Raw genomic sequence first — 23117 nt, 5'->3', positions numbered from 1 at the left:
CGTAGCTCTACGGGCCTTGCGCAACGTCGAACTTCTCAGTCATGAAGCGCCAGAACAGCGGTACTGCCTCCTCCGAGGGGCCAGTGACCGTGTCGTCGTGCCCGGAGGTACTGCGGTACTCGATCAGAACTTGGCCCGGTTCGACCCGTCCGGACGAGGGCGACCGAACGATCACCACTTCGATCGGCGGTTGATCGGGTGCCGGTCGAGGAGTCACGACCAGGTCGTGCATGGAGGTGAGGGCGGCGAGGCGGACGGGACCGTCGCAGGAAAGAACGCTCTCCACCACCGCCGCCATGTGCTGGAAGGTGGGGTGTCGCTGCGCGAGATGCCGGAACCAGTCATCGATGTCGTGCCACGGGACCTCATCGAACCTGTACCGCCAGGCACGCGACTCCACGGACGAAGCATCCCACCACTGTTGGCCCGAACGGATCTCGGGGAGGCGCATGGCCTCGACCCTGACCGCTGCGACCCTGCCCGGCCTCGAACCCGCCCCGACCCCGGCTGACCCTCCCCGGCCGGGGTCACGGGCGGCCCGCATGGCACTCCCACGCTCCGTCGACGTCCTCAAAGAGATCGCCGCTGAGTACGGCGTCTGCGTTCGCCCGCTCGCCATGCGCCGCACCGATCTCGCCACCGGCCTGACCGAGGTCATCGACCTGCCCTGCGGCGCGACCCGGGAAGACAAGTGCCCGCCGTGCGCCAAGAAGAACCGCCGGCTGCGCCAAGCCCAGATCCGGGAAGGCTGGCACCGCGACGACGAACCCCTACCCGCCCCCGACCCCGCCACGGACGCACAGAAGTCGTTGATCCTCTTCCGCGCGCACCTGGAGTTCGCCCGCGACGAAGCCGACCGCGCCGCCCAGTGGGACCAGCTCGCCGACCTCGACGACGCCATCCGCGAGGTAGAGGAAGCCATCGCCGCCGAGGGCCTACGCGGCCGAGTCGGACCACCTCACGCCACCGCCGACGACGACCAGGGCGACGACGACCCCGGCCCCCGCCGCAAGCGGTCCACCAAACGCCGGCAGGACGCACCCGAGCTGCCCCGGCGCAAGGTCGAACGGCGCACCGTCGGCAAGACCTACACCGCCGCCGACGGCTCCACCTTCCGACCCTCGATGTGGCTGACCCTCACCCTCGACTCCTACGGCCCGGTCCGCCCCGACGGCACCCCGGTCAACCCCGACCGGTACGACTACCGCCGCGCCGCCTGGGACGCCGTGCACTTCCCCCGGCTCCTAGACCGGTTCTGGCAGAACCTGCGCCGCTGCGAGGGCTGGAACGTCCAGTACGCCGGCTGCGTCGAACCCCAACGCCGGCTCGCCCCACACGCCCACTTCGCCATCCGGGGCACCATCCCCCGGGACACCCTCCGCACTGTCGCGGCGGCCACCTACCATCAGGTGTGGTGGCCCGCCGTTGACGTCCAGCGGTACACCGCCGATCGCCCGCCGGTCTGGGACGAGGGAATCTCGGCGTGGGTCGACCCCGACACCCGACAGCCGCTGACCACGTGGACCGAAGCCCTCGACGCCATCGACGACGACCCCGACCCCGAACCCGTCCACGTGGTCCGCTTCGGCACCCAGGTCGACGCACGCGGCGTCATGCCCGGCACCACCGACGCCGAACGCACCATCCGGTACGTCACGAAATACATCACCAAACACACCGGCGACGTCCACAAGGCGGCCACCGACCGGCAACGCAAGCACCTCGACCGGCTGTGGCACCAACTCCGGGTCACCCCCTGCACCGACCGCTGCGCCAACTGGCTGCTCTACGGCGTCCAACCCCGCAAGGCCAACGCCAAACTCAAGCCCGGCCGGTGCAAGGGCAAAGTCCACCAGCGCGACACCCTCGGCATCGGCGGCCGGCGCGTCCTCATCTCCCGCGACTGGTCCGGCAAGACCCTCTCCGACCACAAACACGACGTACGCGCCTGGGTCCGCGCCCTGCTCGGCGTCACCACCGACAGCACCACCGCCGGAACCCTCGCCGACGACCAGGGCGCCACCACCGAACCCGTCCGCCACGCCTGGGAACTCGCCCGACCCGACGACCCCGACGTGGGACCTCTCGCCCACCGGCTCATGCGCTCGATCAGCGAACGCGCCCGCTGGCGAACCGAACTCCTCGCCCAAGGACCGGGCCGCCCAAGAGACGCCCGACGACGCGACGACAACGGGGACGGACGGCAGGACGGGGGAGGGGCTATGACGACGCACCAAGGGCTCTGGACGATCGGCGACGTGGCGGACTACCTCCGGGTGCCGCAGGAAACGCTCTACCGCTGGCGCAAGGTCAAGTACGGTCCGCCGGCGGCTCGCATCGGTCGGCACTTGCGGTACGAGCCGGAAGCGGTCCGGGCCTGGTTCCGGGAGCAGGCGGCGGCCTGATGGGACACGTGGAAGACCGCTGGTACAAGACCCAACACCATCCGGGCGGGCGACGGGAGCGGGTCAAGACGGATCTGTTCGGCAAGGGGCTGCGCTACCGGGTGCGGTACATCGGGCCGGACGGCAAGGAGCGCAAGAAGTCCTTCCCGGACCGGGCCAAGCGGGACGCTGAGGCGTTCCTCGTCTCGACCGAGACGGACAAGCTCCGGGGCTCCTACGTCGACCCGCTCGCCGGCCGGATGACCTTCATGGAGTACGCCGAAACCTGGCTCCGCACCCGCTCCTTCGACGAGTCGACCCGGGAGACCACGGAGTTTCGGGTACGCAAGCACCTGCTCCCGTTCTTCGGCTCTCGGCAACTGGCCTCGATCAAGCCGGGCCACATCCGGGAGTGGGACGCTGCGATGGTCGGCAGACTGGCCCCGTCGACTCGGTCCGTCGTCTTCGCGCACCTGCGGACCATTCTCGGCGCGGCCGTCGACGACGAACGGATCGTGAAGAACCCGTGTTCGGCAAAGTCGGTCAAGCCACCGCGACCTGTTCAGCGCCGGGTGGTGCCGTGGCGGTACGACCAGGTTTCGGCAATCCGCGGTGGCCTCGCCCAGCGATACCGACCCATGGTCGACCTCGGCGCCGGGTGCGGGCTGCGGCAGGGGGAGATCCTTGGGCTCGGCGTTGACGACATCGACTTCGACGCCGGTTGGGTGCACGTCTCGCGTCAGGTCAAGCTCGTCCGCTCCCGGCTGGTCTTCGGGTTGCCCAAGAATGACCGGGACCGCCGGGTGCCGCTGCCCGACTCCGTCGCCCTGGTGCTGCGGCAGCACGTCGACGACTTCGCCCCGACGTCACTCACCCTGCTATGGGAGAACCCGGCCAGCGATGAACGGGTCACGGTGCCGCTGCTGTTCACCACCACCCGGCGCGGCGCGATCAACCGGCGCACCTTCGACGGCAAGAGCTGGCGACCGGCTGTCGTGGCGGCCGGCATCGTGCCGACCAGGGCGACCGGGATGCACGCGCTCCGCCACTTCTACGCCTCGTCGCTGCTCGACGCGGGGGAGAGCATCAAGGCCCTGGCGTCGTACCTCGGCCACGCCGACCCCGGCTTCACCCTCCGCGTCTACACCCACCTGATGCCGGCCAGCGAGGAACGGACTCGCCGGTTCATCGATGCCACCTTCCAGCAGGGGGTCGTAGAAAGGTCTTGACTCGATGAGCTGCGCTTTCGTCTTTGAGACCCGTTCAGAGCCGCCGAGTTTGTCAGTGACCCTCAGTAGCATCCCGCCCTGGAGAGCCCCTGTGGCTGGAGAGGATGAGTTGTGGGTCGTTCGCGTAGTGGTACGCCGAGCCTGTACCGGATCGTTGAGTACTGGATGACCGAGGACCGCTGGAGGAGCGTCTTCCCGGGCATCCCGGGTAAGGAGGGGAATTGGGCTGACCCCTTCTGTTTCAGGTGTGCATGGCCAGCGCCACGCGTCTCGCTGGGATCCAGCTTAAGTAGTCGCTGGAACTCGGCAAGTGGTTGGCTGGAGAAGGCGCACCTGCGCGCGCATGAGCGTGGAGGGTCGGTTCTTCCGGAGAACCTAGTTCCTCTTTGTCCTGTTTGCCACAGGATGATGCGGCACATTAAAGAGTCACAAGAGGCCGTTTCGTTTGTTAGGGATGGTCCTATGGTCGACCGGCAGTGGAAGTTCTGGTCGGGATGGGTATTCAACCGCGACCCTGACGATGAAGAGCTCGTGCTGTCCAAGTCGGTCTTGGTGCGTGAAGCCCATGCACGCTTCATAGAGATCGAGCGGCTTACTCGGGCGTTGGATCTTGATAATCCTGAGTCACTCGACCGTGCCAAGAGGACGATCACCAGTTTGTACGGTGCTCTTGGAGTGTCGCTCGCTCGCAAGATCGACCCCGAGTGGTCCAAGTGGTGTGTGGATCCCAGCCCAACGTGACCCTCAAAGCCCTGACGCCCTGGCGACGCCCTGAGTGGGCACTTGGTGAACAGAATGCCTGCTCAGGGCGTGAGTCAACTTCATAATCCGGCGTACAGGTCGACTCGTCCGTCGCCCACCAGCTGCACCCGATCCAGTCGAGAGCGGTGGTCAGTAGCTCCCGGAAGAGGTCCCACCCGGCCAGATCTGGCCGGCGGCGCGGTTTCACCTTGAGCTTGATCGGTGCCTGGCGAGTTGCGGGACAGTCACCTCTTGGGTGGGCCGGCCGGCGACTGAGCGGGTAGGCCGCGCGCAGCAACCTGACTGTAGGTGGGGGTGGCCTGTGCCGTGCTCTGATGGCTGGAATGCCGCAACTGTGCCATTTCCGCCCACTCGCTCTTCTGTTCGCTTATGTTGATCTCAGCGATTGCCAGGCCCGCACACCTGTTCAGGCGGGTCGTGAATAGGGCGACGGTGGCCTCGTGCCTGTCGATTTCCTCCCTGGAGTAGTGCTTCCTCGCGAACTCCAGCTTCCTTTCTGCCTCGCAGGTGGACCCAAGATGCTTCTGTACGTCACTGTCCTTGAATACTCGGACCTGTTCGCTGTCGGAAAGCTGAAACCACTTCATGTGGTGCTTCGTGGACAGTCTTTCTTCGAGGTCATCAGGGGTGAATTCCGACTGCTGCGGCTTTTCTGCTCCTGCTCTCACGAGGGAGATGTCTTCGCTTGTTGATCTGCGCGCCTCCATCTGGTCGCTGCCCAGGTTGCCGGTGCCCTGTCCCGGGTCCTGGTGGCTGGGATGCCGCAACTGCGCCACTTCCGCCAACTGGCTGTTGTTCCTGATCTGGTCGATGGTCCGACCTACCTGCAGGTTGAGCTTCACCTTGGAAAAGTCTCGTTTGGTCTCGGCCCCCTCGGTATCCCTCCCGGCTGACCTGCCCGGCGCCTCGTCGGCAGTTTTCGCTGTGGTCATGGCGGACTTCAGGCGAGTTTGGACCTCGGCGTCGGAAATCACCGCGAGTTGCTCGTTGACGGAGAGCTTCTGCCATCTGGCGTACTGGTTGTCGTTCAGAAGAGGTAGGATGTCGGCAATTCCTGGTGATTCTTCCTGCGGCATGCGTGCTCCCTGGTCGGCGTCGATGGTGCGGCGTACATCTCGCGGGATTCGCCGTTCAGGGGCTCGACGAGCGGCGGCCCTGTCAGGTTCGATCGAACTTTGTGAGATGAGGCACAACCTGGCCGGTGGGAGTCGGACGGCACGGGTGCGGTCGTCGGCGGGCTCGGCTCTGCCGACGTGCCGGCGCACCGGCGGGGTGTTGATCGACCGCAGCGGGTCGAGGGCGGACGAAGCTTTGTGATCACCCTCTACCGGGTCGGTGGGACTGTGAGGAGGAGGGCGTCGAGTGCGGTTTCTGGTCCTGTGTGCTGGAACCTGAATCTTCATAGGTCGGATGCCGTGATTGGGCGGCTGCGGCGCGTCGGTTCTCCAGGCTTATTTTGCCGATTGCCAGGCCCACATGCCGGTTCAACTCTCGTTGGTCTGCGTCTGCCAAGCTTGTGCCGGGCTTCATGCAGTCCAAAAGGCTATTGATCACGGCGGTGTCTTTCAGGACTCCTTTCTGCTCGTCAGGTTCGAGCTCATCGAATTGAGGGCCAACGTTCTCGCTGAGGAAGGCTTTGAGGTTGGCCACGTTGACTTTCTTCTGTGGCATCTGCGCTCCTGCTCGTCTCTCGGCGTCCACTCCGAGGTAGTGCGTACCGAAGTGGCGTACTCGGTGAGTTCTCCTGCTTGACCGGCTGCGGTCCCTGGGGGTGGCGGAGCCGCTGTGACGGCAGCTCCCCGGGGCACCGCGTAGTCGTCGTAACCGACGACTGTGCCGGCGGGGTTATCGCTTTGGTTGGCTGGAGGGGAGTGCGGGCGGGCCCGGGTGGGCGGGCTGGGCTGCGCTGCTGTTGGTCGATTCCTGATAGCCTGGGTGCCGCGCCTGGGCGATCTCCGCCTGCCGGGTCTGGGTGATCTCCGCCTGCCTCGCCCGCAGTTCTAATGTGGCTATCGCCAAGAACACGTGCCTGTCGAGTTTCCTACCAGCTCTGTCATAGGCGTCTTCAGTTGAGGAAATGTTCTGCTCGTCGGCGTTCTTCCAATTCGCGAGGGCGGTCTCCGTCAGCGCCAGATGGCGTTTGACATCGTCATCATTCAGTACCGACAAGCGGTCCACTGGTTTGAGTGCGGCGTAGTTTTCCGCCTGCTTCTCGCCCAGGCGTTTAGCAAGGTTCTCGGGGGTGAATGTAGACATATTTTCTTCCAGTCAGGTCGACGGCGGCGTACCCGGGTGGTGTCACCTGCTTGACGGGCGACGGGCCGTTCAGGTTCGACCAGCTTCTGTGAAGTGGGCCATCGGCCTCAGGCCTCGACCCAGCCGTGGGCGCGGGCCCGCTCGGTCAACGCCTGCCGGATGGTCGAGATCTGCCCGGCGGTCAACGTCGGGGCCCGCTCGATGAGCAACTCGGTCACCTCGGTCATGAACTCCCGCGAGGAGAGCACGTCGCAGAGGCCGTCGTCGTCGCCTGGGGCGGCCCGCGCGGGTGCCCACTCACCGGCGGGACGTTCCACCCGGGTCGTCGGTCCGTCGAGGATGCTGACGGTGGCCACCTTGAGGCCACGGTCACCCTCCTCGACCTCGTACTCCACCCTCGTGCCCGGGTGGACCTCGTGCCGCCGTTCGCCGAAGTCGTTGGCGTGGACGAACACGTCCTCGCCCCCGGCCGACGGGGCGATGAACCCGTAGCCGCGTACCTCGTCGAAGCGGATGACCTTACCTACCAACGCCACAGCAACCACCTGTTTCCCGACAAACCGCCACCACCACGAACAACACGCGCCGGCCGGTACCGTCCCGGCGCTGGGCGACATCCCGCCGCCATCGGACCACGGTACGACGTGACCGCGCGGCCGGCCCCCATCTCACGCGGTGGCGGTCACCTCGGCGCCGGTGATGAGAAACTCGCCGCGTCCGACGACGACCGCCGCCCCGGCCACCTTCACGGCGTCGATCCGGTCCCCGTGGCCCCAGTCGGTCGCCAGCATCGTCGAGGGCCGCCCCATCTCGACGCCCTGCCGGATCTCGATGGGCGTGCCGTGGTCGATGCGGCCGTCCGCCGACGTGCCGGCGCATCTGCGGGGTGTTGATCTGCCGCAGCAGATCGAGCGCGGACTCCGACCAGGGCTCAAGGTGGACATCCATGGTGCCCAGTCTGCCCCGGCCGGTGGCGCTCAGTCTGCCCCTGCCGGTGATGCTCAGTGCTGCTCGTCGCCGTCGGCCGGTCCCGGTTGCCGGTGGTCACGGATCCACTGCTCGATGTCCTCGGTACGCCACACCTTGCCGCCCCGCAGCACCGCGTACGGCTCGGGGAAGCTCGGGTAGCGGGTGAGCTGCTGAAAGCGCTGACGCGAGACACCCAGTCGCTGCGCGATCTCGTATGCACCCATCAGGGGTTCACGCACTCGTTCAGTCCTGTTGGGGGCGAGCGTCGTCGAGGTCTTCGATGACGAAGACGCCCTGGCCCTGTTGGCCGTAGACGAGGTTGCGTTCGTGCAGCTCCTTGACCGCGCGGTACGCGGTGGAGCGGGCGACGTGGTAGATCTCGCCGATCTCGGAGACCGAGGGCAGTTGGTGCCCGCTCGGGTACTCACCCGATCGGATCTTGCCCTCGATGTCGTCGGCGACGCGTCGGTAGTGCGGCGGCCTGGTTGCCATGGGTCAGCTCTCCTGGACTTCAGCAACGATCATGCTTCCAGGTGGCGACCGCGTCGGACAAGCCAGCGGGCCGGGCAGGTGACGACAGTGAAGACTTGAAGAAATGTGCCCCTATGGGGGCCGAATTCTTCCAAGATCTTTCAGCGTGGTGTGCTGGAGTCGAGGCGCACCCCATTGATCGACTCGGTTGGGCTGAAATGGCTGGGTCGACCGGCCCGGGATACCGCCATATCGGCCCAACCGAGTCGATCATGCGAAAAAACCCGCACCCGAAGCCGGCTCCGCCGGTCGGGAAGGTCAGCTGGATTCGGGGCGGGGGTTGCGGGACCGGGTGAGGATGCGGGCCAGGAGTACCACCAGGACGGTCACGCCCAGCAGGATCAGCGCGCTCCACCAGCCGCCGAGCAGGTTGGCCACGCCGATCATCCCGGTGGCCAGCGCCGCCGCGAGCATCTCCCGGCCGCTGAACCGGTCCGGGGTCGTCGACGTACGCCGTTGGCGTCGTTCCTCCTGGATGAGCCCGACGGCCTGGACCGTGCCGAACAGGCCGAGCACGACGCAGCCCCAGCCCGCGACGAAGGTCAACATCTCGGACACCTGCACCACCTCCACGGCACGGCAGCCCGTCGACTCCTAGGGTGCCCGGTACGGCCCGCCGGCAACCATTGTGCGTCATCCCGCGGCACCCTGCCCTGCCCGAGTCAGTCGGTGGTGAGGATCTGGACCGGGGTGGTGGTGCCCTCGTTGTGCGTCTCGACCCACTCTTCCAGGGCGGTACGACAGGCGCGGTCGGCGTGCCGCAGGCCGCGTAGGTCCAACCGGACGGTGCGGTCGGTGGGCAGCTCGTTGAGTGCGGTGAGGATGGTGGGCAGCCGCAGGAACGTGGCGTTGCCGGTGATGCGTACCTCGATCGGACCGGTGCCGGCGTCGTCGACGGTGACCCGGACGTGTGAGGTCTCCCAGGCCGCCTTGACGATGGCCAGGCCCAGGCCGACCAGGACCCCGGTGAACATGTCGGTGGTGCCGATGGCCAGTGCGGTCACCACCAGGATCACCACCTCACCCCGCTCGGTGCGCCACAGTGCCGGTACCGCCCGCAGGGGCAGCAGTTTCACCCCGGCGTGGATCAGCACCGCGGCCAGCGCCGGCAGCGGGATCAGCCCGATCAGCCCGGGTACGGCCGCCACGAAGAGCAGCAGCCAGAGTCCGTGCAGTACCCGGGACGCCTTGGTCTGCGCCCCGGCCTGCACGTTTGCCGAGCTGCGGACGATCACGGCGGTCAACGGCAGTGCGCCGAGCAGGCCGCAGACGGTGTTGCCGGTGCCCTGCGCGACGAGTTCCTTGTCGAAGTCGGTGGGTGGACCCTTGTGCAGCCGGTCCACCGCCGCCGCGCTGAACAGGCTCTCCGCCGAGGCGACCAGGGTGAACGTGACGATGGTGGCGAGCACCCCCAACTCGGTGAGCTGCCGCCAGTGCCCGAACGAGGGTTCCATCGCGGCGATCAGGCCGGCCACCTTGATCTTGTCCACCGGCAGGTCGAGCAGGGCGGTCAGGGCCGCCGCCACGACCACGGCGACCAGCGCGCCGGGGACCATCCGCAGCTGGCGTACCCGGACGCGCAGGGCGTCCCACTGCACCATGATCACCAGCGTGGCCAGACCGACCGAGAGGGCGAGCTGGGCCGTGGTGCTGGTGACCAGGTCGGCGGCCAGGCCGGGCAGGCCGGTGAACTTGCCGGGCCCGGAGTGCGGGGTGGCGCTGCCGGCCAGGACGTAGAGCTGCCCGGCGATCAGCAGCAGGCCGATGCCGGCGAGCATGCCCTGCACCACCGCGACCGAGATGGCCCGGAACCAGCGGCCCAGCCGGAACAGCCCCAGGGCGATCTGGATCAGCCCGGAGACCAGCACGATCGTGCCGAGCCCGGCCAGTCCGTAGCTGTCCACCGCCTCGGCGACCAGCACGGTCATCCCGGCCGCCGGGCCACTGACCTGCAGGCTGCTGCCGGGCAGGAATCCGACCAGTAGGCCGCCGACCACGCCGGTGACCAGCCCCAGTTCGGCCGGTACGCCGGAAGCGACGGCGACGCCGACGCAGAGTGGCAGCGCGACGAGGAAGACCACCAGCGAGGCGGGCAGGTCGGCGCGGAGCGTACGCAGGTTCGCGACGGAAGCGGTCACGGTGCACCTCCGGTAGAAGAGACTTTTCGGGTACGGACGAAGGCGTCGTGCGGCGACGCGGATGTGCCGGCCGGCGACGGTCGGGTGGTGACTCGGGTGGGATGTCGCGACGTGTCGGCGGTGGTACCGCCGAGACGGCCCGAGGCTGGCCCGGTCAGGACCGGACCGGCCGGTGTGCTGGTGCCGGCCTGCTGGCTGCCGGTGTGCTGGTAGCCGGTGTGTGGTGGTTGCCGGCCTGCTGGTGCGGCCGATGTGGTGGTTGCCGGGCTGCGGGGCCGGCCGGTGTGGTGTTGCCGGGCTGCGGGGCCGGCCGGTGCGGCGGTGGCCGGTGATCACGGGATCGGGCCGGCGGGAGGGGTGAAGGGTCCCGGTCGCGGCTCGGCGACCGTCGGAACGGCGGTGTGGCGGTGTGTCGGAGGTTGCGGCCGGCTCAGCAGCGCAGCACGGTCGACCGGTCCTGGCCGGAGCCGGACCGTCGGTGCGACGCCCCTGGGGCGGCGCTGGTGCCGCCCTGCCCCGACTGCACGTACCGGATCGTCCTCGGTGGGGCCGTCGGATCGGCCCGGCGCTCGGTGCCTTGGCCGCCCCGCCCGGTCCGCACGAGCAACCCGTACGCCTCGGTTCCGCAGCCGGTCATCCACCGGCTGCTTCGGGACCGACCGGCGGGTACCCCCGCGGCCGGTGCGGTGCGGGCGGTGTCGTCGGTTCGAGCGGCCGGTGCGGTGTGGGCGGTGTCGTCGGTGCCGGCGGCCGATGAGGTGCCGGCGGCCGGTGCGGTGTGGGCGGTGTCGCCGGTGGGGGCGGCCGGTGCGGTGTGGGCGATGGTGGCGGCGTGGAGCGCGGTGACCGGTGGCGTCCTGGCGGGGGGCACCTCGGGGCTGCCGACCTGCCCGGCCGGAGTGCCCGTCGCGGGCCGGGTGCCGGTGGCGTCGGTGGGCGGGTGGTAGGGCATCCCGACGTGCAGCAGCAGCGCGCAGACGACCAGGGGCCCGCTGGCGAGGAATCTGCGCCGCACCGCTCACCCCCAGGTCGAGACGGCTGCTCGCGCCACCACACGGCGACGTCGTGTGGTCAAACTCGCCGTGCGGGGATCGGTTACGGCCGGGTGCGCCGAACACCTGCGGGGTCGGGTCGTACCCGGACACGGGTACGGCCCCGGGGGAGGTGCCCCGGGGCCGTACGGTGGGTTCGGGTCAGCTGGTCGGGGAGACGTACAGCAGGAGGTTCGGCGAACCGCTGCCGGGGTTGCTGATGGTGCTCGGGGTGGCCGTGCTGACCAGGTAGTTGCGCACCTGGAGCGGGGTCCAGCTCGGGTTGTTGCTCAGCACCCGGGCGGCGGCACCGGCCACGTGCGGCGAGGCCATCGAGGTGCCGCTGATCGTGTTGGTCGCGGTGGTGCTGGTGTACCAGGCCGACAGGATCGACGAGCCCGGGGCGAAGATGTCCACGCAGGTGCCGTAGTTCGAGTACGAGGCCCGCGCCCCGTTGCTCTGCGTCGCGCCGACGGTGATCGCCGCGCCGACGGCGGCCGGCGAGGAGTTGCAGGCGTTGGCGTTGGAGTTGCCGGCGGCCACCGCGTAGGTGACGCCGTCGGCGATCGAGTTGGCCACCGCCGTGTTCAGCGAGGTGTTCAGGCCACCGCCGAGGCTCATGTTCGCCACCGCCGGCCGGCCCGGCTGGTGGTGCGAGGTGACCCAGTTGACGCCGGCGATGACGCCCGCGTTCGTGCCGCTGCCGGCGCAGTTGAGCACCCGTACCGCGATCAGTCGGACGCTCTTGGCCACCCCGTAGCGCAGGCCGCCGGTGGTGCCGGCGACGTGCGTGCCGTGGCCGTTGCAGTCGGCGGCCGGCAGCGCGTTGTCGACCGCGTCGTAGCCGTCGATGGCCCGGCCGCCGAAGTCGGTGTGGCTGGTCAGGATGCCGGTGTCGATGATGTAGGCGTCCACCCCGCTGCCGGTGCTGACGTAGCTGTAGGCGTTGTTCAGCGGCAGGGCGGTCTGGTCGATCCGGTCCAGTCCCCAGGGCGGGTTGACCTGGGTGACGTCGGCGGTGACCGTGTGGTTCTGCTCGACGAACTCGACCGCCGGGTCGGCGGCCAGCCGCTTCGCGGCCCGCTCGGTCAGGCTCGCCTCGAAGCCGTTGAGCGCGCTGCCGTACACCTGGGCCACCGTGCCGCCGTACCGCTTGGCCAGGCTGTCGGCCGAGCGGCCGACGGCGGCCTGCCGGGTGCCGGCCCGGCCACCCACGGCGCTGTCCTTGAGTACGACGATGTAGCTGGACGAGATGGCGGTGGCGCCGCCGGCGTGCCGGATCTCGCCGGTCGCCGGTGCGGCGGACACCGGTGTGCCGATCATCGTGGTGGCCATGGCCGAGGCGGTCAGTACGCCGAGAGCGGCCAGTCTGCGGGGGAGGGGCATCTGTTCTCCTCTGTCCACCGGGCCGGCCCGTGGCGGTGGCCACGGCACAACAGCCCTGATCCTGAGGAGAGACTATCGATCAATCTAAACCAAAGAATATATATCGGTTGGGTCATAGCGTGGCCGTGTGGACTCCCGCCGCCCACCCGGCCCCCGGCCGTGCCGCCGTGGGGGTGGGGTGAGCGGGGTGCCCCGCTCGACGGTATGCGTTAGGAGGGGGCCCTTCCTTACGGCTGGGCCAGGAGGGTGGCGAGGCGTTCGGCGACCGGTGGGGCGTGCAGGTGCAGCCGGGCCACGTTCACCGTGTCGCCGCCGACCACGGCGAGCAGCGCCTGGCTGCTGACCGCGTAGACACTCAGGTAGCCGTACTGGTTGCGGACCGTCGACTGCTGGAAGTGTCCCTGGCCCAGCCGCAGGCCGACCTGCCGGCCCAGCCCGTAGGTGGTCGCGGCGAGCGCGGCCAGGTCCTCGGGGTTCAGGTCGGCCGGGGCGTCGTGGGTGATGAGCAGGCCGTCCACGCCACCGAGCACGCTGCCGTGTACGCCGGGGATCTGCAGGCGCAGGTCGGTCAGCTCGGCCCCGATCGCCGGGTACGGCAACGACTGGTTGCCGGCCAGTGACGGCGGGTACCGGTTGGGCGGCGGGGTCTCCGGCCGCTGTGCGACCCGCCGGGGCAGGGCCGTGTCGCCGATGCTCACAGTTCCAGTTGCCCCTCGATGGTGCGCAGCTGGTGCCGGGCCAGGGCCAGGTTGGACCGGGTCTTGCTGAGCATCAGGTAGAGGAACAACCCCTTGCCGGTACGGCTGGTGAGCGGCCGGATGAGGTGGTACTGGTTGCCGAGGGTGATCAGCATGTCCTCCAGCTCGTCGTTGAGCTTGAGCATCTCGATGGTGCGCATCTTGGCCCGGACCACGTCGGTGTTGCCGGCCGCCGCGACGGTCAGGTCGATCTCCGGGGTGCCGCCGGCCACCCCGAGGGTCATCCCACTGGTGTAGTCGACCAGGGCGGCACCGATGGCGCCGTCGATGGTCATGATGTCCTTCAGTGCCGTGTCGAGGTTGGCCACGTTGCCTCCAGGGTGAGCAGGCGGTTCACGCCCGCGAAGCGTAGGGTGAGCACGCGGTGACGCCGTTGGCGATCTCGCGGGAATCCCGGCCGAGGTTCGCACATCTACCGGCCCGTCCGCATCTTGCACGGCACGTTAGGGTCTGACCGGTTTGATCCCGGTCGACTCCCGGCCGGGGCAGAAGCGCCGGCCGAAGGATGGCCGGGCCTCGGTCCACCTGCTAAAGCGCCAGGTTGAGGGCCGGTTCCGTCGTTTCGCCACGGGTGGCCGCCAGCGGCTCTACTGTGGAGATCCTCGGAGACTTTTGCGGAACCGGTGGCGGCCGGGCGGTTCCCGGTGCACAGTGATCCCATGAGCGACAGCGGGCGTGGTGGGCGCTACTACTGGTGCACCCGACACCACCGGGTCGAGACGGATGCGGACCTCTGTGCCGCGCGCCATGTTCTCGGCCCGTACGCCTCCGCCGCCGACGCCGAGAACGCCCTGCAGACCGTGCGGGAGCGCAACGAGGCGTGGGAGGCCGAGGACGCCCGATGGGCCGGGGAGGACGAATAGACGGCGCGGGACTGCCCGCGTCGAGGAACTCCGTGCTCCGTGCGGAGCCACGCGAGAGCATGTCCCCAAGGAGGGAACCGAGATGGCCGAAGCACAGAAGGCCACCACCCGCCCGGCCGCCAAACGTACGACCGCGACGAAGACCACCACGGCGCAGCGGTCCACGGGCACGGCACGGTCCACCACGGCCGGGGCCAAGGCGCCTGCGCGCAAGACCGCCACCGGCCGCGCGCCGGCCAAGAAGGCAGCCACCGGGGCGAGCCGCTCACCGGCGAAGAAGACCGCCGGGGCCGCCGGCCGCTCCCCGGCGACGAAGACCACCGCCAAGAAGGCTCCGGCGAAGAAGACCACCACCCGCAAGACGACCTCCGCCGCCGCGAAGAAGGCGCCGGCCAGGAAGACCACGACGACGGCGAAGAAGGCCCCCGCCAAGGCCTCGACCGCCGCCCGGAAGGTCACCTCGGCGGCGAAGCGGACCACGGCGGCGGCCACACGCACCACCTCGGCGGTGGCGAAGAAGGCCCCGGCGAAGAAGACGGCCACGAGCTCCACGGCGAAGAAGACCACCGCGAAGCGGACCACGGCCGCGAAGTCCACGGCGAAGAAGGCCCCGGCCAAGAAGACCACGGCGAGAACGGCACCGGCGAAGAAGGCCACGGCCAAGAAGGCACCGGCCAGGAAGGCCACGGCGAAGAAGGCCAGTGTCCGCAAGACCACCGCGCGCACCGGCACGACCCGCACCACCGCAGGCCGGGCACCGGCCAAGCCCAGCACGGCGCGGGCGACCGCCGCCCGCACGACCGCCCGCCGCGCCGCCGGCTGATCGGGCGACCCGCACCACCCCGGAGACCCGGGTACGTCCCGGCGGGGGCTCGACGTCGATCTGACCGGTCGGCGCCGAACCCCGCCGGGACGGGTCGGTTCCCCGACCCCGCGCCGGTGAGCGGAACGCGCCGTACGCTGCCAGGATTGGTCCGTGGTCATCCGACGCGTGCTGGCGCCCCGCATCGACTTCGGCGCTCTCCGCCGTGAGCTGGGTCTGCCCGAGAGTTTCCCGCCCGAGGCGCAGCGTGAGGCCGAGCAGGCCGCCGCGGCACCGCCCACGCCCGCCGTCGACCGGACCGACGTGCCGTTCGTCACCGTCGACCCGGCCGGCTCCCGCGACCTCGACCAGGCGATGCATCTCGCCCGTCGACCCGGTGGCGGTTTCCGGGTGCGGTACGCCATCGCCGACACCGCCGCGCACGTACCCGCCGGTGGTGCCCTGGAGGCGGAGATCTGGCGGCGGGGGCAGACCATCTATCTACCCGACGGCAACGTGCCGCTGCACCCGCACACCCTCAGCGAGGGCGCGGCCAGCCTGCTGCCCGACGTCGACCGGGCGGCCGTGCTGTGGACCATCGACCTGGACGCCGACGGCGGCACCGTCGCGGTCGAGCTGGAACGGGCCCGGGTACGCAGCCGCGCCCAGCTCGACTACGTCCGGGTGCAGGCCGACGCCGACGCCGGTCGGCTACCCGAGCCGATCGCCCTGCTGCCCCGGCTCGGCGCCCTGCTGACCGCCCGTGGCCTGCGCCGGGGTGCCGTCAACCTGCCCCTGCCCGAGCAGGACGTCGAGCCCGACGGCGACGGTTGGCGGCTGGTCCTGCGCCCGCCGGTGCCGATGGAGGAGCACAACGCGCAGATCTCCCTGCTCACCGGCATGGCCGCCGCCGAGATCATGCTGGCCGGGCGGATCGGACTGCTGCGTACCATGCCGGCGCCGAAACCCGAGGCGGTGCTCCGGTTGCGCGCCGCCGCCGTACCGCTGGGGGTGTCCTGGCCGGACGGGGTCGGCGTGGGGGAGATCCTCGCCGGGCTGGACCCGGCCCGGCCCCGGGAGGCCGCCTTCGTCGACCAGGCGGCCGACCTGATGCGCGGGGCCGCGTACACCGCCTTCGACGGCGAACTGCCCGAGCAGCCCGCCCACGGCGGGGTGGCCGCCGCGTACGCCCATGTCACCGCGCCGCTGCGGCGCCTCGCCGACCGGTACGCCACCGAGGTGTGCCTGGCGTTGCACGCGGGCCGGCCGGTGCCCGACCAGGTCCGCGCGGCGCTGCCACGGCTGCCCGAGGTGATGACGGCCACCGACCGGACCGCCGGGGCGGCCAGCCGGGGCGCGATCGAACTGGCCGAGGCGGTGCTGCTGGAACACCGGGTGGGTGAGGTCTTCGACGCGGCGGTGCTGGACGTGACCGTGCCGTCGTCGAACGGGCGACCGCGTCCGCCCGGCGGCACGGTGGCGGTGGACGACCCGCCGGTACGGGCCCGCTGCGCAGGCGAACTGCCCCTGGGTGAACGGGTCCGGGTCCGGCTGGTCACCGCCGACCCGACCCGTCGTACCGTGCTCTTCGAACGCGCCTGAGACCCGGCGGCGGGGTTTGTCACAGGGGTGCGTGACTGCCGTCGGTGGGACGACTTTGCGAGGATGGTCACATGGCACACGACGCGAGCAGGCTGCCCGACGTATCCGGACTGACCGTCGGCATCATCGGTGGCACCGGTGACCAGGGGCGGGGGCTGGCCTACCGGTTCGCCCGGGCCGGACAGAGCGTGCTGATCGGCTCCCGGTCCGCCGAGCGGGCCGCCGACTCCGCCCGCGAGATCGCCGCCCTGCCGGGGATGCCCGCCGGGGCGAGGATCGACGGCGCGGACAACGTCGAGGTGGCCCGGCGCAGCGACGTGCTCGTCGTCGCGGTGCCGTGGGACGGCCACGAGACCGTCGTCGCCTCGCTGGCCGAGCCACTCGCCGGCAAGATCGTCATCGACTGCGTGAACCCGCTCGGCTTCGACAAGCAGGGCCCGTACGCGCTCACCGTCGCCGAGGGCAGCGCCGTGCAGCAGGCCGCCCGACTGCTGCCCGACTCCCGGGTCTGCGCGGCGTTCAACCACGTCAGCGCGCCCCTGCTGGCCGACCCGGAGGTCGACCGGATCGAGCTGGACGTGCTCATCTGCACCGAGGACCGCGACCTGGTCGACGTGGTCGCGGCGCTCGCCGCCCGCATCCCCGGCATGCGCGGGGTGTACGCGGGCCGGCTGCGCAACGCCCACCAGATCGAGGCGTTCACCGCCAACCTGATCGCCATCAACAAGCGCTACAAGACCCACGCCGGGATCCGCGTCACCGACCTCTGACACCGCACCCTGGTCCACGTCGCTTTGGTCCCACGTCGCCCTGGTCCCGGGGTCGCTCTGGTCCCACGTCGCTCTGGTCCCGGGGTCGCTCTGGTCCCGCGTCGCCCATTGCGTGCCCTGTTCCGCCCACCCGATCCACGTTGTAGTGGGGTTGCTGTCCGGGCCAGGCCACTACAACGTGGATTTTGCGTCCGCTGCTGCGGGAGAGGCCACTACAACGTTGTTCCTGCGTCCGGCCGCCCCGTTCCGGGTTGTAGTGGAGTTACTGTGCGGGGCGGGCCACTAGAACGTTGATTCTGCGTCTGCTCCTGCGGGGCAGGCCACTACAACGTTGTTTCTGTGTCCGCCGGGCTGCGGCTGGGGCTGCGGTGGTGGGGCAGCGGCGTTTGGTGTGCCGGGATGGCAGCGGGCCCCTTCCCGGGTGGGAAGGGGCCCGTCCGACGGGTACCGGAGATCAGAAGGTCGCCTTGACGCCGGCCTTCTCGCAGGCGGTGCCGAGGTCCTTGCTGGCCTTCTCGATGGCCTCGTTGTCGATGGCCGTCGCCGGGTCCGCCGCCGAGGCCGCCTTGGTGACCTCCGCGTTGAACGCCGTGAGCGCGGTGACCACCGGGCTGTCGGGGCTGCCGGTGGCGGCCGCGGCGGACATCTTCTGTGCCAGTTCGGTCATGACCTTCTTGGCATCGTCGGCCGAGGGGTCGTTGCCGCTGTCCATCGCGATCTTCATGATGGCCTGCTTCATCTCGGTGCTGGCCTTCGCCGCCTCCTCGCAGACCTCCTTGTCGCTGGCCGGGTCCGCCGGGGCGGCGGGAGCAGGGGACGAGGCGGCCGGAGCGGCGGACGTGGTGTCGGACGAGGTGGAGCCGGCGGAGGAGGTGGAGTCCTCCCCACCACAGGCGCTGAGGGCAAGAAGAGAGACGCAGGCGAGTACGACAGGAACGAGGCGCAGTTGATTCACGGGCCGGAACTCTAGCGGGTCCACTCAGGTCCGTGTCCCCCGAACGGCCCCCTTGATCAACTTGAGATGTTTGGACACCCGCACGGGGGCCATCCGACGACGTCGGTTGCCGCTGCTGGTTGTTCTGCCGCCCGCCGCTGCTGGCGCGCCGCCGCCCGGCTGCTGGCGCGCCGCCGCCCGCCGGGCGCTGCCGGAGGTGGGTGAGAAGGGCTCCCCGCTATACCGGAAGCGTTAACAGGGGGCCCTTCCTTGCACCTTAGAAGGTGTGTTCGGGGGCGGGGAAGGTGCCGTCGCGGACCTCGTCGGCGAAGGTGCGGGCGGCCTGGGACAGGGTGCCGGCCAGGTCGGCGTAGCGCTTGACGAAGCGCGGGGCCTTCCCGGTGCGCAGGCCGGCCATGTCCTGCCAGACCAGCACCTGGGCGTCGGTCTCCGGGCCGGCGCCGATGCCCACGGTGGGGATGGCCAGCTCGGCGGTGACCCGCTTGGCCACCTCGCCGGGGACCATCTCCAGCACCACCGCGAACGCGCCCGCCCCGGCCACCGCGCGGGCGTCGGCGAGCACCTCCTCGGCGCTGTCACCGCGCCCCTGCACGCGGTACCCGCCGATGGTGTGCTCCCGCTGCGGGGTGAACCCGATGTGTGCCATCACCGGGATGCCGGCGCCGGTGATCGCCTCGATCTGGGCCGCGCAGCGCCGGCCGCCCTCCAGCTTGACGGCGTGGCAGCCGCCTTCCTTCATGAACCGTACGGCCGTGCGCAGCGCCTGCGTCGGGCTCTCCTCGTACGAGCCGAAGGGCAGGTCGCCGACGACCATCGTCTGCCGGGTGGCCCGGACCACGGCACGCACCAGCGGCAGCAGCTCCTCGACGGTGACCGGCACCGTGGTCTCGTACCCGAAGACGTTGTTCGCCGCCGAGTCGCCGACCAGCAGCACCGGCACCCCGGCGGTGTCGAAGATCGACGCCGTGTACTGGTCGTACGAGGTGAGCATCGACCACCGCTCGCCGCGCTCCTTGGCGGCGAACAGGTCGCGGGTACGGACCCGGCGGGTCGCCGGACCGCCGTACAGGGCGGTCACCTCCGCCGGTGTCGGGTCGGCTGTGGGCGTGGACTCCACCATGACTGTCTCCTCTCCTCGAGGCCGCTGGCGCGGTCCCCGGGCTTCGCCCCGATCGTTGCACCGGGGCGGGCCCGACGGACAGGCGACAGTGCAGGATGTCACTCGCCGCGTTCGCGCCACCGGTTGGTGATCGGCAGCCGGCGGTCCCGGCCGAACGCCTTCATCGAGATCTTCGTACCCGGGGCGGACTGCCGGCGCTTGTACTCGGCGGTGTCCACCATCCGCAGGACCTTGTCCACCACCGCCGCGTCGTGGCCGGCCCGGACCAGGCCGTCGCGCCCCAGGTCGCCGTCGACGTAGCCGATCAGGATCGGGTCGAGCACGTCGTAGTCGGGCAGGGTGTCGCTGTCCAGCTGACCCGGGCTCAGCTCGGCGCTGGGCGGCTTGCCGATCGAGTTCTCCGGGATCGGCGGGGTCTCGCCACGTCGGGTGGCCTCGGCGTTGCGCCACTTCGCCAGCCGCCAGACCAGCGTCTTCCAGACGTCCTTGATCGGGTTGAACCCGCCTACCGAGTCGCCGTACAGGGTGGAGTAGCCGACCGCCAGTTCGCTCTTGTTGCCGGTGGTCAGCACCAGCGGGCCCTCCTGGTTCGACAGGGCCATCAGGATCACCCCACGGACCCGGGCCTGGAGGTTCTCCACCGCCACCCCGGACAGCGACAGGTTGGCCAGGAAGGTGTCCACCATCGGCTGGATCGGCTCCACCCGGAAGTCCAGTCCGGTGCGCTTGGCCAGGTCGGCGGCATCCTCTCGGGAGTGCTCCGAGGAGTGCTGGCTGGGCATCGACACCCCGACCACCCGCTGCGGGCCGAGCGCGTCGACGGCCAGGGCGGCGACCACCGCCGAGTCGATGCCGCCGGAGAGGCCGAGCACCACCGACGGGAACCGGTTCTTGTCGACGTAGTCGCGCAGCCCGAGCACCAGGGCGTGCCACACCTCGGCCTCGTCGGCGACCGGCTCGATGACACCGCCGGCGTCGGTGGGCTGGCCCGGTGCCGGCAGCTCGGCGTCGACCGTGACCCGCGTCAGCCGCATCCCGTCGGGCAGCGCACCGTCACCGGTGGCCGCCGCGCCCGCCGCCGGCAGCTCCAGGTCCTGCACCAGCAGGTGCTCGACGAACTGCGGGGCCCGGGTCAGCAGCGTGCCGTCGGCGGTCACGATCATCGAGTCGCCCTCGAAGACCAGCTCGTCCTGGCCGCCGGTCAGGTTGACGTACGCGATGGTGGCCCCCGCCTCGGCGGCCCGGCGGCGGACCATCGGCAGCCGCAGGTCGTCCTTGTTCAACTCGTACGGCGAGCCGTTGATGTTGACCACCAGCCCGACCCCGGCGGCGCGGGCGGCGGCGAACGGGCCGCCGGCCTGCCACAGGTCCTCGCAGATGGTCAGGGTCACGTCCACCCCACCCAACCGGATGACGGTGAGGGTGTCGCCGGGCACGAAGTAGCGGTCCTCGTCGAAGACCCCGTAGTTGGGCAGGTGGTGCTTGAAGTAGGTGGCCACCACCGCACCGCCGTGCAGCAGCGCGGCGGCGTTGCGGGCCCCCCGGCCAGGCTGGGCGTCCCCGCTCACCTGCGGCGGCCCGTCGGCGTCCAGGTAGCCGACCACCACCGCGACCTCGCCCAGGCCGTCGGCGGCCAGCGCGGCGGCCAGGGACTCCAGCGCCGCCTTCGACGCCGCCACGAACGACCGCCGGAAGACCAGGTCCTCGACCGGGTACCCGGTGAGCACCATCTCCGGGAAGGCGACGAGCTGGGCGCCGGCCCCGGCGGCCTGAGCGGTCCAGGAGCGGATCAGCTCGGCGTTGCCGGCGAGGTCGCCGACGCTCGGGTTGACCTGGCAGAGAGCGAGACGCAGGGTGGGCATGACCCTCATCTTGCCCCAGCCGCCGGACCCAAACACCCTCGGCCAGGTTTGCCCGCCACCGGGGCCGGGCAGTCCGACGACGACGGCTCGCCGCGCCCCGGTGCACCCGGGGCGGGGGTGCCGACCGGCGGATGGGACACGGCGGGACGGGGTGCCACGGGGTCGCGTAACGTCTGCTTAACGGGGTCAGTGGAGACTGGGCGGTCAGTCGCGCCGACCCAGCCGGTGGCGGAGAAGTGTGTCGCGGAGGAGTGGTAGTGGACCGTCAGCAGGAGTTCGTCCTCCGTACGCTGGAAGAGCGCGACATCCGGTTCGTCCGGCTGTGGTTCACCGACGTGCTGGGCACCCTCAAGAGCGTCTCGGTGGCACCGGCCGAGCTGGAGTCGGCCTTCGACGAGGGCATCGGCTTCGACGGTTCGGCGATCGAGGGCTTCGCCCGGGTCTTCGAGTCGGACATGGTGGCCATGCCCGACCCGACCACCTTCCAGGTCTTCCCCTTCGAGGGCGGGGTCAGCGGCGAGAGCGCCCGGATGTTCTGCGACATCCTGCTGCCCGACGGCGGGCCCTCCTGGGCCGACCCCCGGCACGTGCTGCGCCGGATGCTCTCCAAGGCCGCCGACAAGGGCTTCACCTTCTACACCCACCCGGAGATCGAGTTCTTCCTGCTGGAGAACGGCCCGGCCGACGGCACGGTGCCGATCCCGGTGGACACCGGCGGCTACTTCGAGCACACCACCCACGCGGTGGCCCGGGACTTCCGCCGACAGGCGGTGCTGGCCCTGGAACGGATCGGCATCTCGGTGGAGTTCAGCCACCACGAGGTGGCCCCCGGCCAGCAGGAGATCGACCTGCGCTACGCCGACGCGCTGACCACCGCCGACAACATCATGACCTTCCGGCACGTGGTCAAGGAGGTGGCGCTCTCCACCGGGGTGCAGGCCAGCTTCATGCCGAAGCCCTTCACCGACCAGCCCGGCAGCGGCATGCACACCCACCTGTCGCTCTTCGAGGGCGAGCGCAACGCGTTCCACGACGGTGGCGACCCGATGAAGCTGTCCAAGGTGGCCAAGTCGTTCATCGCCGGCCTGCTGATGCACGCCCGGGAGTACACCGCCGTCACCAACCAGTGGGTCAACTCGTACAAGCGGCTCTTCCCGCAGGCGTTGCCGGACCGGATCACCGAGAGCCCGGCGTACGTCTGCTGGGGTCACCTCAACCGGTCCGCGTTGGTCCGCGTCCCCGCCTACGGCAAGCCCAACTCGGCCCGGGTGGAGGTCCGCTCGCTGGACGCGGCGACCAACCCGTACCTCGCCTTCGCGGTCATGCTCGGTGCCGGCCTCAAGGGCATCGAGGAGGGCTACGAGCTGCCGCCGGGCGCCGAGGACGACGTCTGGGCGCTGTCCAACGCCGAGCGCAAGGCGATGGGGTACGAAGCCCTGCCGGAGAACCTCGCCGAGGCGATCGACGTGATGGCCGGCTCCGAGCTGGTCGCCGAGGTGCTCGGCGAGCACGTCTTCGACTTCTTCCTGCGCAACAAGCGGGCCGAGTGGGAGCAGTACCGCCGCGAGGTCACCCCCTACGAGCGCCAGCGCTACCTGTCGCTGTAGGCCCTCCTGCGGCGCAGGCGGGTCTGAAACCCGACTGCGTTCCGGACGTCGGTCGGTGATCATGGCGGGTCCGCCGTTCTCTGGGAGGACCC

The 23117-nt window shown here is 70.1% G+C and carries 25 protein-coding genes; 8 read left to right on the top strand and 17 right to left on the bottom strand.

The features are described from left to right. Positions 1 to 7: 7 nt before the first annotated feature. A complete protein-coding gene (locus ACN28G_RS17455; protein ID WP_091441584.1) occupies positions 8 to 451 on the bottom strand; it encodes a hypothetical protein in 444 nt (147 codons plus the stop codon). A 10-nt stretch (positions 452 to 461) separates the two neighbouring features. On the opposite strand from ACN28G_RS17455, the gene ACN28G_RS17450 reads away from it, so the two are divergent. The 3 genes from ACN28G_RS17450 to ACN28G_RS17440 all read left to right on the top strand — a co-directional run bounded on the left by ACN28G_RS17450 (position 462) and on the right by ACN28G_RS17440 (position 4354). Next, the gene (locus tag ACN28G_RS17450) at positions 462 to 2405 is read left to right on the top strand and encodes a replication initiator (protein WP_373868325.1); all 1944 of its coding nucleotides are present in this window, start codon (positions 462 to 464) and stop codon (positions 2403 to 2405) included. Then, the gene (locus tag ACN28G_RS17445; RefSeq protein WP_421479728.1) at positions 2405 to 3613 is read left to right on the top strand and encodes a tyrosine-type recombinase/integrase; all 1209 of its coding nucleotides are present in this window, start codon (positions 2405 to 2407) and stop codon (positions 3611 to 3613) included. Before ACN28G_RS17450 ends, ACN28G_RS17445 begins: the two co-directional genes overlap by 1 nt. 462 nt (positions 3614 to 4075) lie before the next feature. Beyond that, positions 4076 to 4354 carry a hypothetical protein gene (locus ACN28G_RS17440; protein WP_139135732.1) on the top strand — a complete coding sequence of 93 codons (279 nt, stop codon included), beginning with the start codon at positions 4076 to 4078 and terminating at the stop codon, positions 4352 to 4354. A gap of 245 nt (positions 4355 to 4599) precedes the next feature. Here ACN28G_RS17440 and ACN28G_RS17435 read toward each other — a convergent pair whose 3' ends face one another. The 13 genes from ACN28G_RS17435 to ACN28G_RS17375 all read right to left on the bottom strand — a co-directional run bounded on the left by ACN28G_RS17435 (position 4600) and on the right by ACN28G_RS17375 (position 13752). After that, positions 4600 to 5451, bottom strand: coding sequence for a hypothetical protein (locus ACN28G_RS17435; RefSeq protein WP_421479726.1), 852 nt, complete (start codon positions 5449 to 5451; stop codon positions 4600 to 4602). Positions 5452 to 5692: 241 nt separating this feature from the next. Beyond that, positions 5693 to 6046, bottom strand: a complete 354-nt coding sequence (locus tag ACN28G_RS17430; RefSeq protein WP_421479724.1) for a hypothetical protein — start codon at positions 6044 to 6046, stop codon at positions 5693 to 5695. 174 nt (positions 6047 to 6220) lie between these two features. Next, a complete protein-coding gene (locus ACN28G_RS17425; protein WP_421479722.1) occupies positions 6221 to 6631 on the bottom strand; it encodes a hypothetical protein in 411 nt (136 codons plus the stop codon). Positions 6632 to 6738: 107 nt separating this feature from the next. Beyond that, positions 6739 to 7167 (bottom strand): cold shock domain-containing protein, encoded by a 429-nt coding sequence (locus ACN28G_RS17420; protein WP_229688220.1) that lies wholly within the window; start codon positions 7165 to 7167, stop codon positions 6739 to 6741. A gap of 132 nt (positions 7168 to 7299) precedes the next feature. Continuing rightward, the gene (locus tag ACN28G_RS17415; protein WP_421479720.1) at positions 7300 to 7440 is read right to left on the bottom strand and encodes a hypothetical protein; all 141 of its coding nucleotides are present in this window, start codon (positions 7438 to 7440) and stop codon (positions 7300 to 7302) included. A 192-nt stretch (positions 7441 to 7632) separates the two neighbouring features. Next, on the bottom strand, positions 7633 to 7839 hold the full coding sequence (locus ACN28G_RS17410) for a helix-turn-helix transcriptional regulator (protein ID WP_421479719.1): 207 nt from the start codon (positions 7837 to 7839) through the stop codon (positions 7633 to 7635). A gap of 4 nt (positions 7840 to 7843) precedes the next feature. Then, positions 7844 to 8092 carry a GntR family transcriptional regulator gene (locus ACN28G_RS17405; protein ID WP_091441562.1) on the bottom strand — a complete coding sequence of 83 codons (249 nt, stop codon included), beginning with the start codon at positions 8090 to 8092 and terminating at the stop codon, positions 7844 to 7846. Between the two features lie 297 nt (positions 8093 to 8389). After that, a complete protein-coding gene (locus ACN28G_RS17400; RefSeq protein ID WP_139135730.1) occupies positions 8390 to 8689 on the bottom strand; it encodes a hypothetical protein in 300 nt (99 codons plus the stop codon). A 104-nt stretch (positions 8690 to 8793) separates the two neighbouring features. Then, positions 8794 to 10269, bottom strand: a complete 1476-nt coding sequence (locus ACN28G_RS17395) for a SulP family inorganic anion transporter (RefSeq protein WP_421479717.1) — start codon at positions 10267 to 10269, stop codon at positions 8794 to 8796. Between the two features lie 430 nt (positions 10270 to 10699). Further along, positions 10700 to 11284 (bottom strand): hypothetical protein, encoded by a 585-nt coding sequence (locus ACN28G_RS17390; protein WP_421479715.1) that lies wholly within the window; start codon positions 11282 to 11284, stop codon positions 10700 to 10702. A 178-nt stretch (positions 11285 to 11462) separates the two neighbouring features. Further along, on the bottom strand, positions 11463 to 12686 hold the full coding sequence (locus ACN28G_RS17385) for a S8 family peptidase (protein WP_091441550.1): 1224 nt from the start codon (positions 12684 to 12686) through the stop codon (positions 11463 to 11465). Positions 12687 to 12913: 227 nt separating this feature from the next. Then, the gene (locus ACN28G_RS17380) at positions 12914 to 13384 is read right to left on the bottom strand and encodes a roadblock/LC7 domain-containing protein (RefSeq protein WP_091441548.1); all 471 of its coding nucleotides are present in this window, start codon (positions 13382 to 13384) and stop codon (positions 12914 to 12916) included. Next, entirely contained in the window at positions 13381 to 13752 is a 372-nt protein-coding gene (locus ACN28G_RS17375) for a hypothetical protein (protein WP_091441545.1), read from the bottom strand. Before ACN28G_RS17375 ends, ACN28G_RS17380 begins: the two co-directional genes overlap by 4 nt. A gap of 351 nt (positions 13753 to 14103) precedes the next feature. Between ACN28G_RS17375 and ACN28G_RS17370 the strand changes: the two genes are divergently transcribed. The 4 genes from ACN28G_RS17370 to npdG all read left to right on the top strand — a co-directional run bounded on the left by ACN28G_RS17370 (position 14104) and on the right by npdG (position 17481). Continuing rightward, positions 14104 to 14307 carry a hypothetical protein gene (locus ACN28G_RS17370; protein WP_091446894.1) on the top strand — a complete coding sequence of 68 codons (204 nt, stop codon included), beginning with the start codon at positions 14104 to 14106 and terminating at the stop codon, positions 14305 to 14307. A gap of 82 nt (positions 14308 to 14389) precedes the next feature. Beyond that, positions 14390 to 15130, top strand: a complete 741-nt coding sequence (locus ACN28G_RS17365) for a histone (RefSeq protein WP_421479712.1) — start codon at positions 14390 to 14392, stop codon at positions 15128 to 15130. Positions 15131 to 15283: 153 nt separating this feature from the next. Then, positions 15284 to 16711: an RNB domain-containing ribonuclease gene (locus ACN28G_RS17360; RefSeq protein WP_421479710.1), complete on the top strand. Its 1428-nt coding sequence runs from the start codon at positions 15284 to 15286 to the stop codon at positions 16709 to 16711. A gap of 71 nt (positions 16712 to 16782) precedes the next feature. Further along, on the top strand, positions 16783 to 17481 hold the full coding sequence (npdG, locus tag ACN28G_RS17355; protein ID WP_091441538.1) for an NADPH-dependent F420 reductase: 699 nt from the start codon (positions 16783 to 16785) through the stop codon (positions 17479 to 17481). A gap of 454 nt (positions 17482 to 17935) precedes the next feature. Here npdG and ACN28G_RS17350 read toward each other — a convergent pair whose 3' ends face one another. The 3 genes from ACN28G_RS17350 to ACN28G_RS17340 all read right to left on the bottom strand — a co-directional run bounded on the left by ACN28G_RS17350 (position 17936) and on the right by ACN28G_RS17340 (position 21418). Continuing rightward, positions 17936 to 18436 carry a hypothetical protein gene (locus ACN28G_RS17350; protein WP_175440611.1) on the bottom strand — a complete coding sequence of 167 codons (501 nt, stop codon included), beginning with the start codon at positions 18434 to 18436 and terminating at the stop codon, positions 17936 to 17938. 256 nt (positions 18437 to 18692) lie between these two features. Next, positions 18693 to 19556: a 3-methyl-2-oxobutanoate hydroxymethyltransferase gene (panB, locus tag ACN28G_RS17345; protein WP_421479708.1), complete on the bottom strand. Its 864-nt coding sequence runs from the start codon at positions 19554 to 19556 to the stop codon at positions 18693 to 18695. 98 nt (positions 19557 to 19654) lie between these two features. Beyond that, complete coding sequence (locus tag ACN28G_RS17340) at positions 19655 to 21418, bottom strand: NAD+ synthase (protein WP_421479706.1); 1764 nt, start codon at positions 21416 to 21418, stop codon at positions 19655 to 19657. Between the two features lie 257 nt (positions 21419 to 21675). On the opposite strand from ACN28G_RS17340, the gene glnA reads away from it, so the two are divergent. Further along, positions 21676 to 23025, top strand: a complete 1350-nt coding sequence (gene glnA, locus ACN28G_RS17335; protein ID WP_091446891.1) for a type I glutamate--ammonia ligase — start codon at positions 21676 to 21678, stop codon at positions 23023 to 23025. The last annotated feature ends 92 nt before the right edge of the window (positions 23026 to 23117 follow it).

It is taken from the genome of Micromonospora sp. WMMA1923 (assembly GCF_049179195.1).
GTDB lineage: Bacteria > Actinomycetota > Actinomycetes > Mycobacteriales > Micromonosporaceae > Micromonospora > Micromonospora yangpuensis.
Note: the sequence above shows the minus strand (reverse complement) of the source record. Positions and strands in the feature narration are given on the sequence as shown.

Bases quoted from the DNA above. Each gene is read 5' to 3' on its own strand.
- ACN28G_RS17455 (WP_091441584.1), bottom strand. From the start codon at position 451: ATGCGCCTCCCCGAGATCCGTTCGGGCCAACAGTGGTGGGATGCTTCG.
- ACN28G_RS17445 (WP_421479728.1), top strand. From the start codon at position 2,405: ATGGGACACGTGGAAGACCGCTGGTACAAGACCCAACACCATCCGGGC.
- ACN28G_RS17440 (WP_139135732.1), top strand. From the start codon at position 4,076: ATGGTCGACCGGCAGTGGAAGTTCTGGTCGGGATGGGTATTCAACCGC.
- ACN28G_RS17435 (WP_421479726.1), bottom strand. From the start codon at position 5,451: ATGCCGCAGGAAGAATCACCAGGAATTGCCGACATCCTACCTCTTCTG.
- ACN28G_RS17430 (WP_421479724.1), bottom strand. From the start codon at position 6,046: ATGCCACAGAAGAAAGTCAACGTGGCCAACCTCAAAGCCTTCCTCAGC.
- ACN28G_RS17425 (WP_421479722.1), bottom strand. From the start codon at position 6,631: ATGTCTACATTCACCCCCGAGAACCTTGCTAAACGCCTGGGCGAGAAG.
- ACN28G_RS17415 (WP_421479720.1), bottom strand. From the start codon at position 7,440: ATGGGGCGGCCCTCGACGATGCTGGCGACCGACTGGGGCCACGGGGAC.
- ACN28G_RS17405 (WP_091441562.1), bottom strand. From the start codon at position 8,092: ATGGCAACCAGGCCGCCGCACTACCGACGCGTCGCCGACGACATCGAG.
- ACN28G_RS17385 (WP_091441550.1), bottom strand. From the start codon at position 12,686: ATGCCCCTCCCCCGCAGACTGGCCGCTCTCGGCGTACTGACCGCCTCG.
- ACN28G_RS17370 (WP_091446894.1), top strand. From the start codon at position 14,104: ATGAGCGACAGCGGGCGTGGTGGGCGCTACTACTGGTGCACCCGACAC.
- ACN28G_RS17365 (WP_421479712.1), top strand. From the start codon at position 14,390: ATGGCCGAAGCACAGAAGGCCACCACCCGCCCGGCCGCCAAACGTACG.
- npdG (WP_091441538.1), top strand. From the start codon at position 16,783: ATGGCACACGACGCGAGCAGGCTGCCCGACGTATCCGGACTGACCGTC.
- panB (WP_421479708.1), bottom strand. From the start codon at position 19,556: ATGGTGGAGTCCACGCCCACAGCCGACCCGACACCGGCGGAGGTGACC.
- ACN28G_RS17340 (WP_421479706.1), bottom strand. From the start codon at position 21,418: ATGCCCACCCTGCGTCTCGCTCTCTGCCAGGTCAACCCGAGCGTCGGC.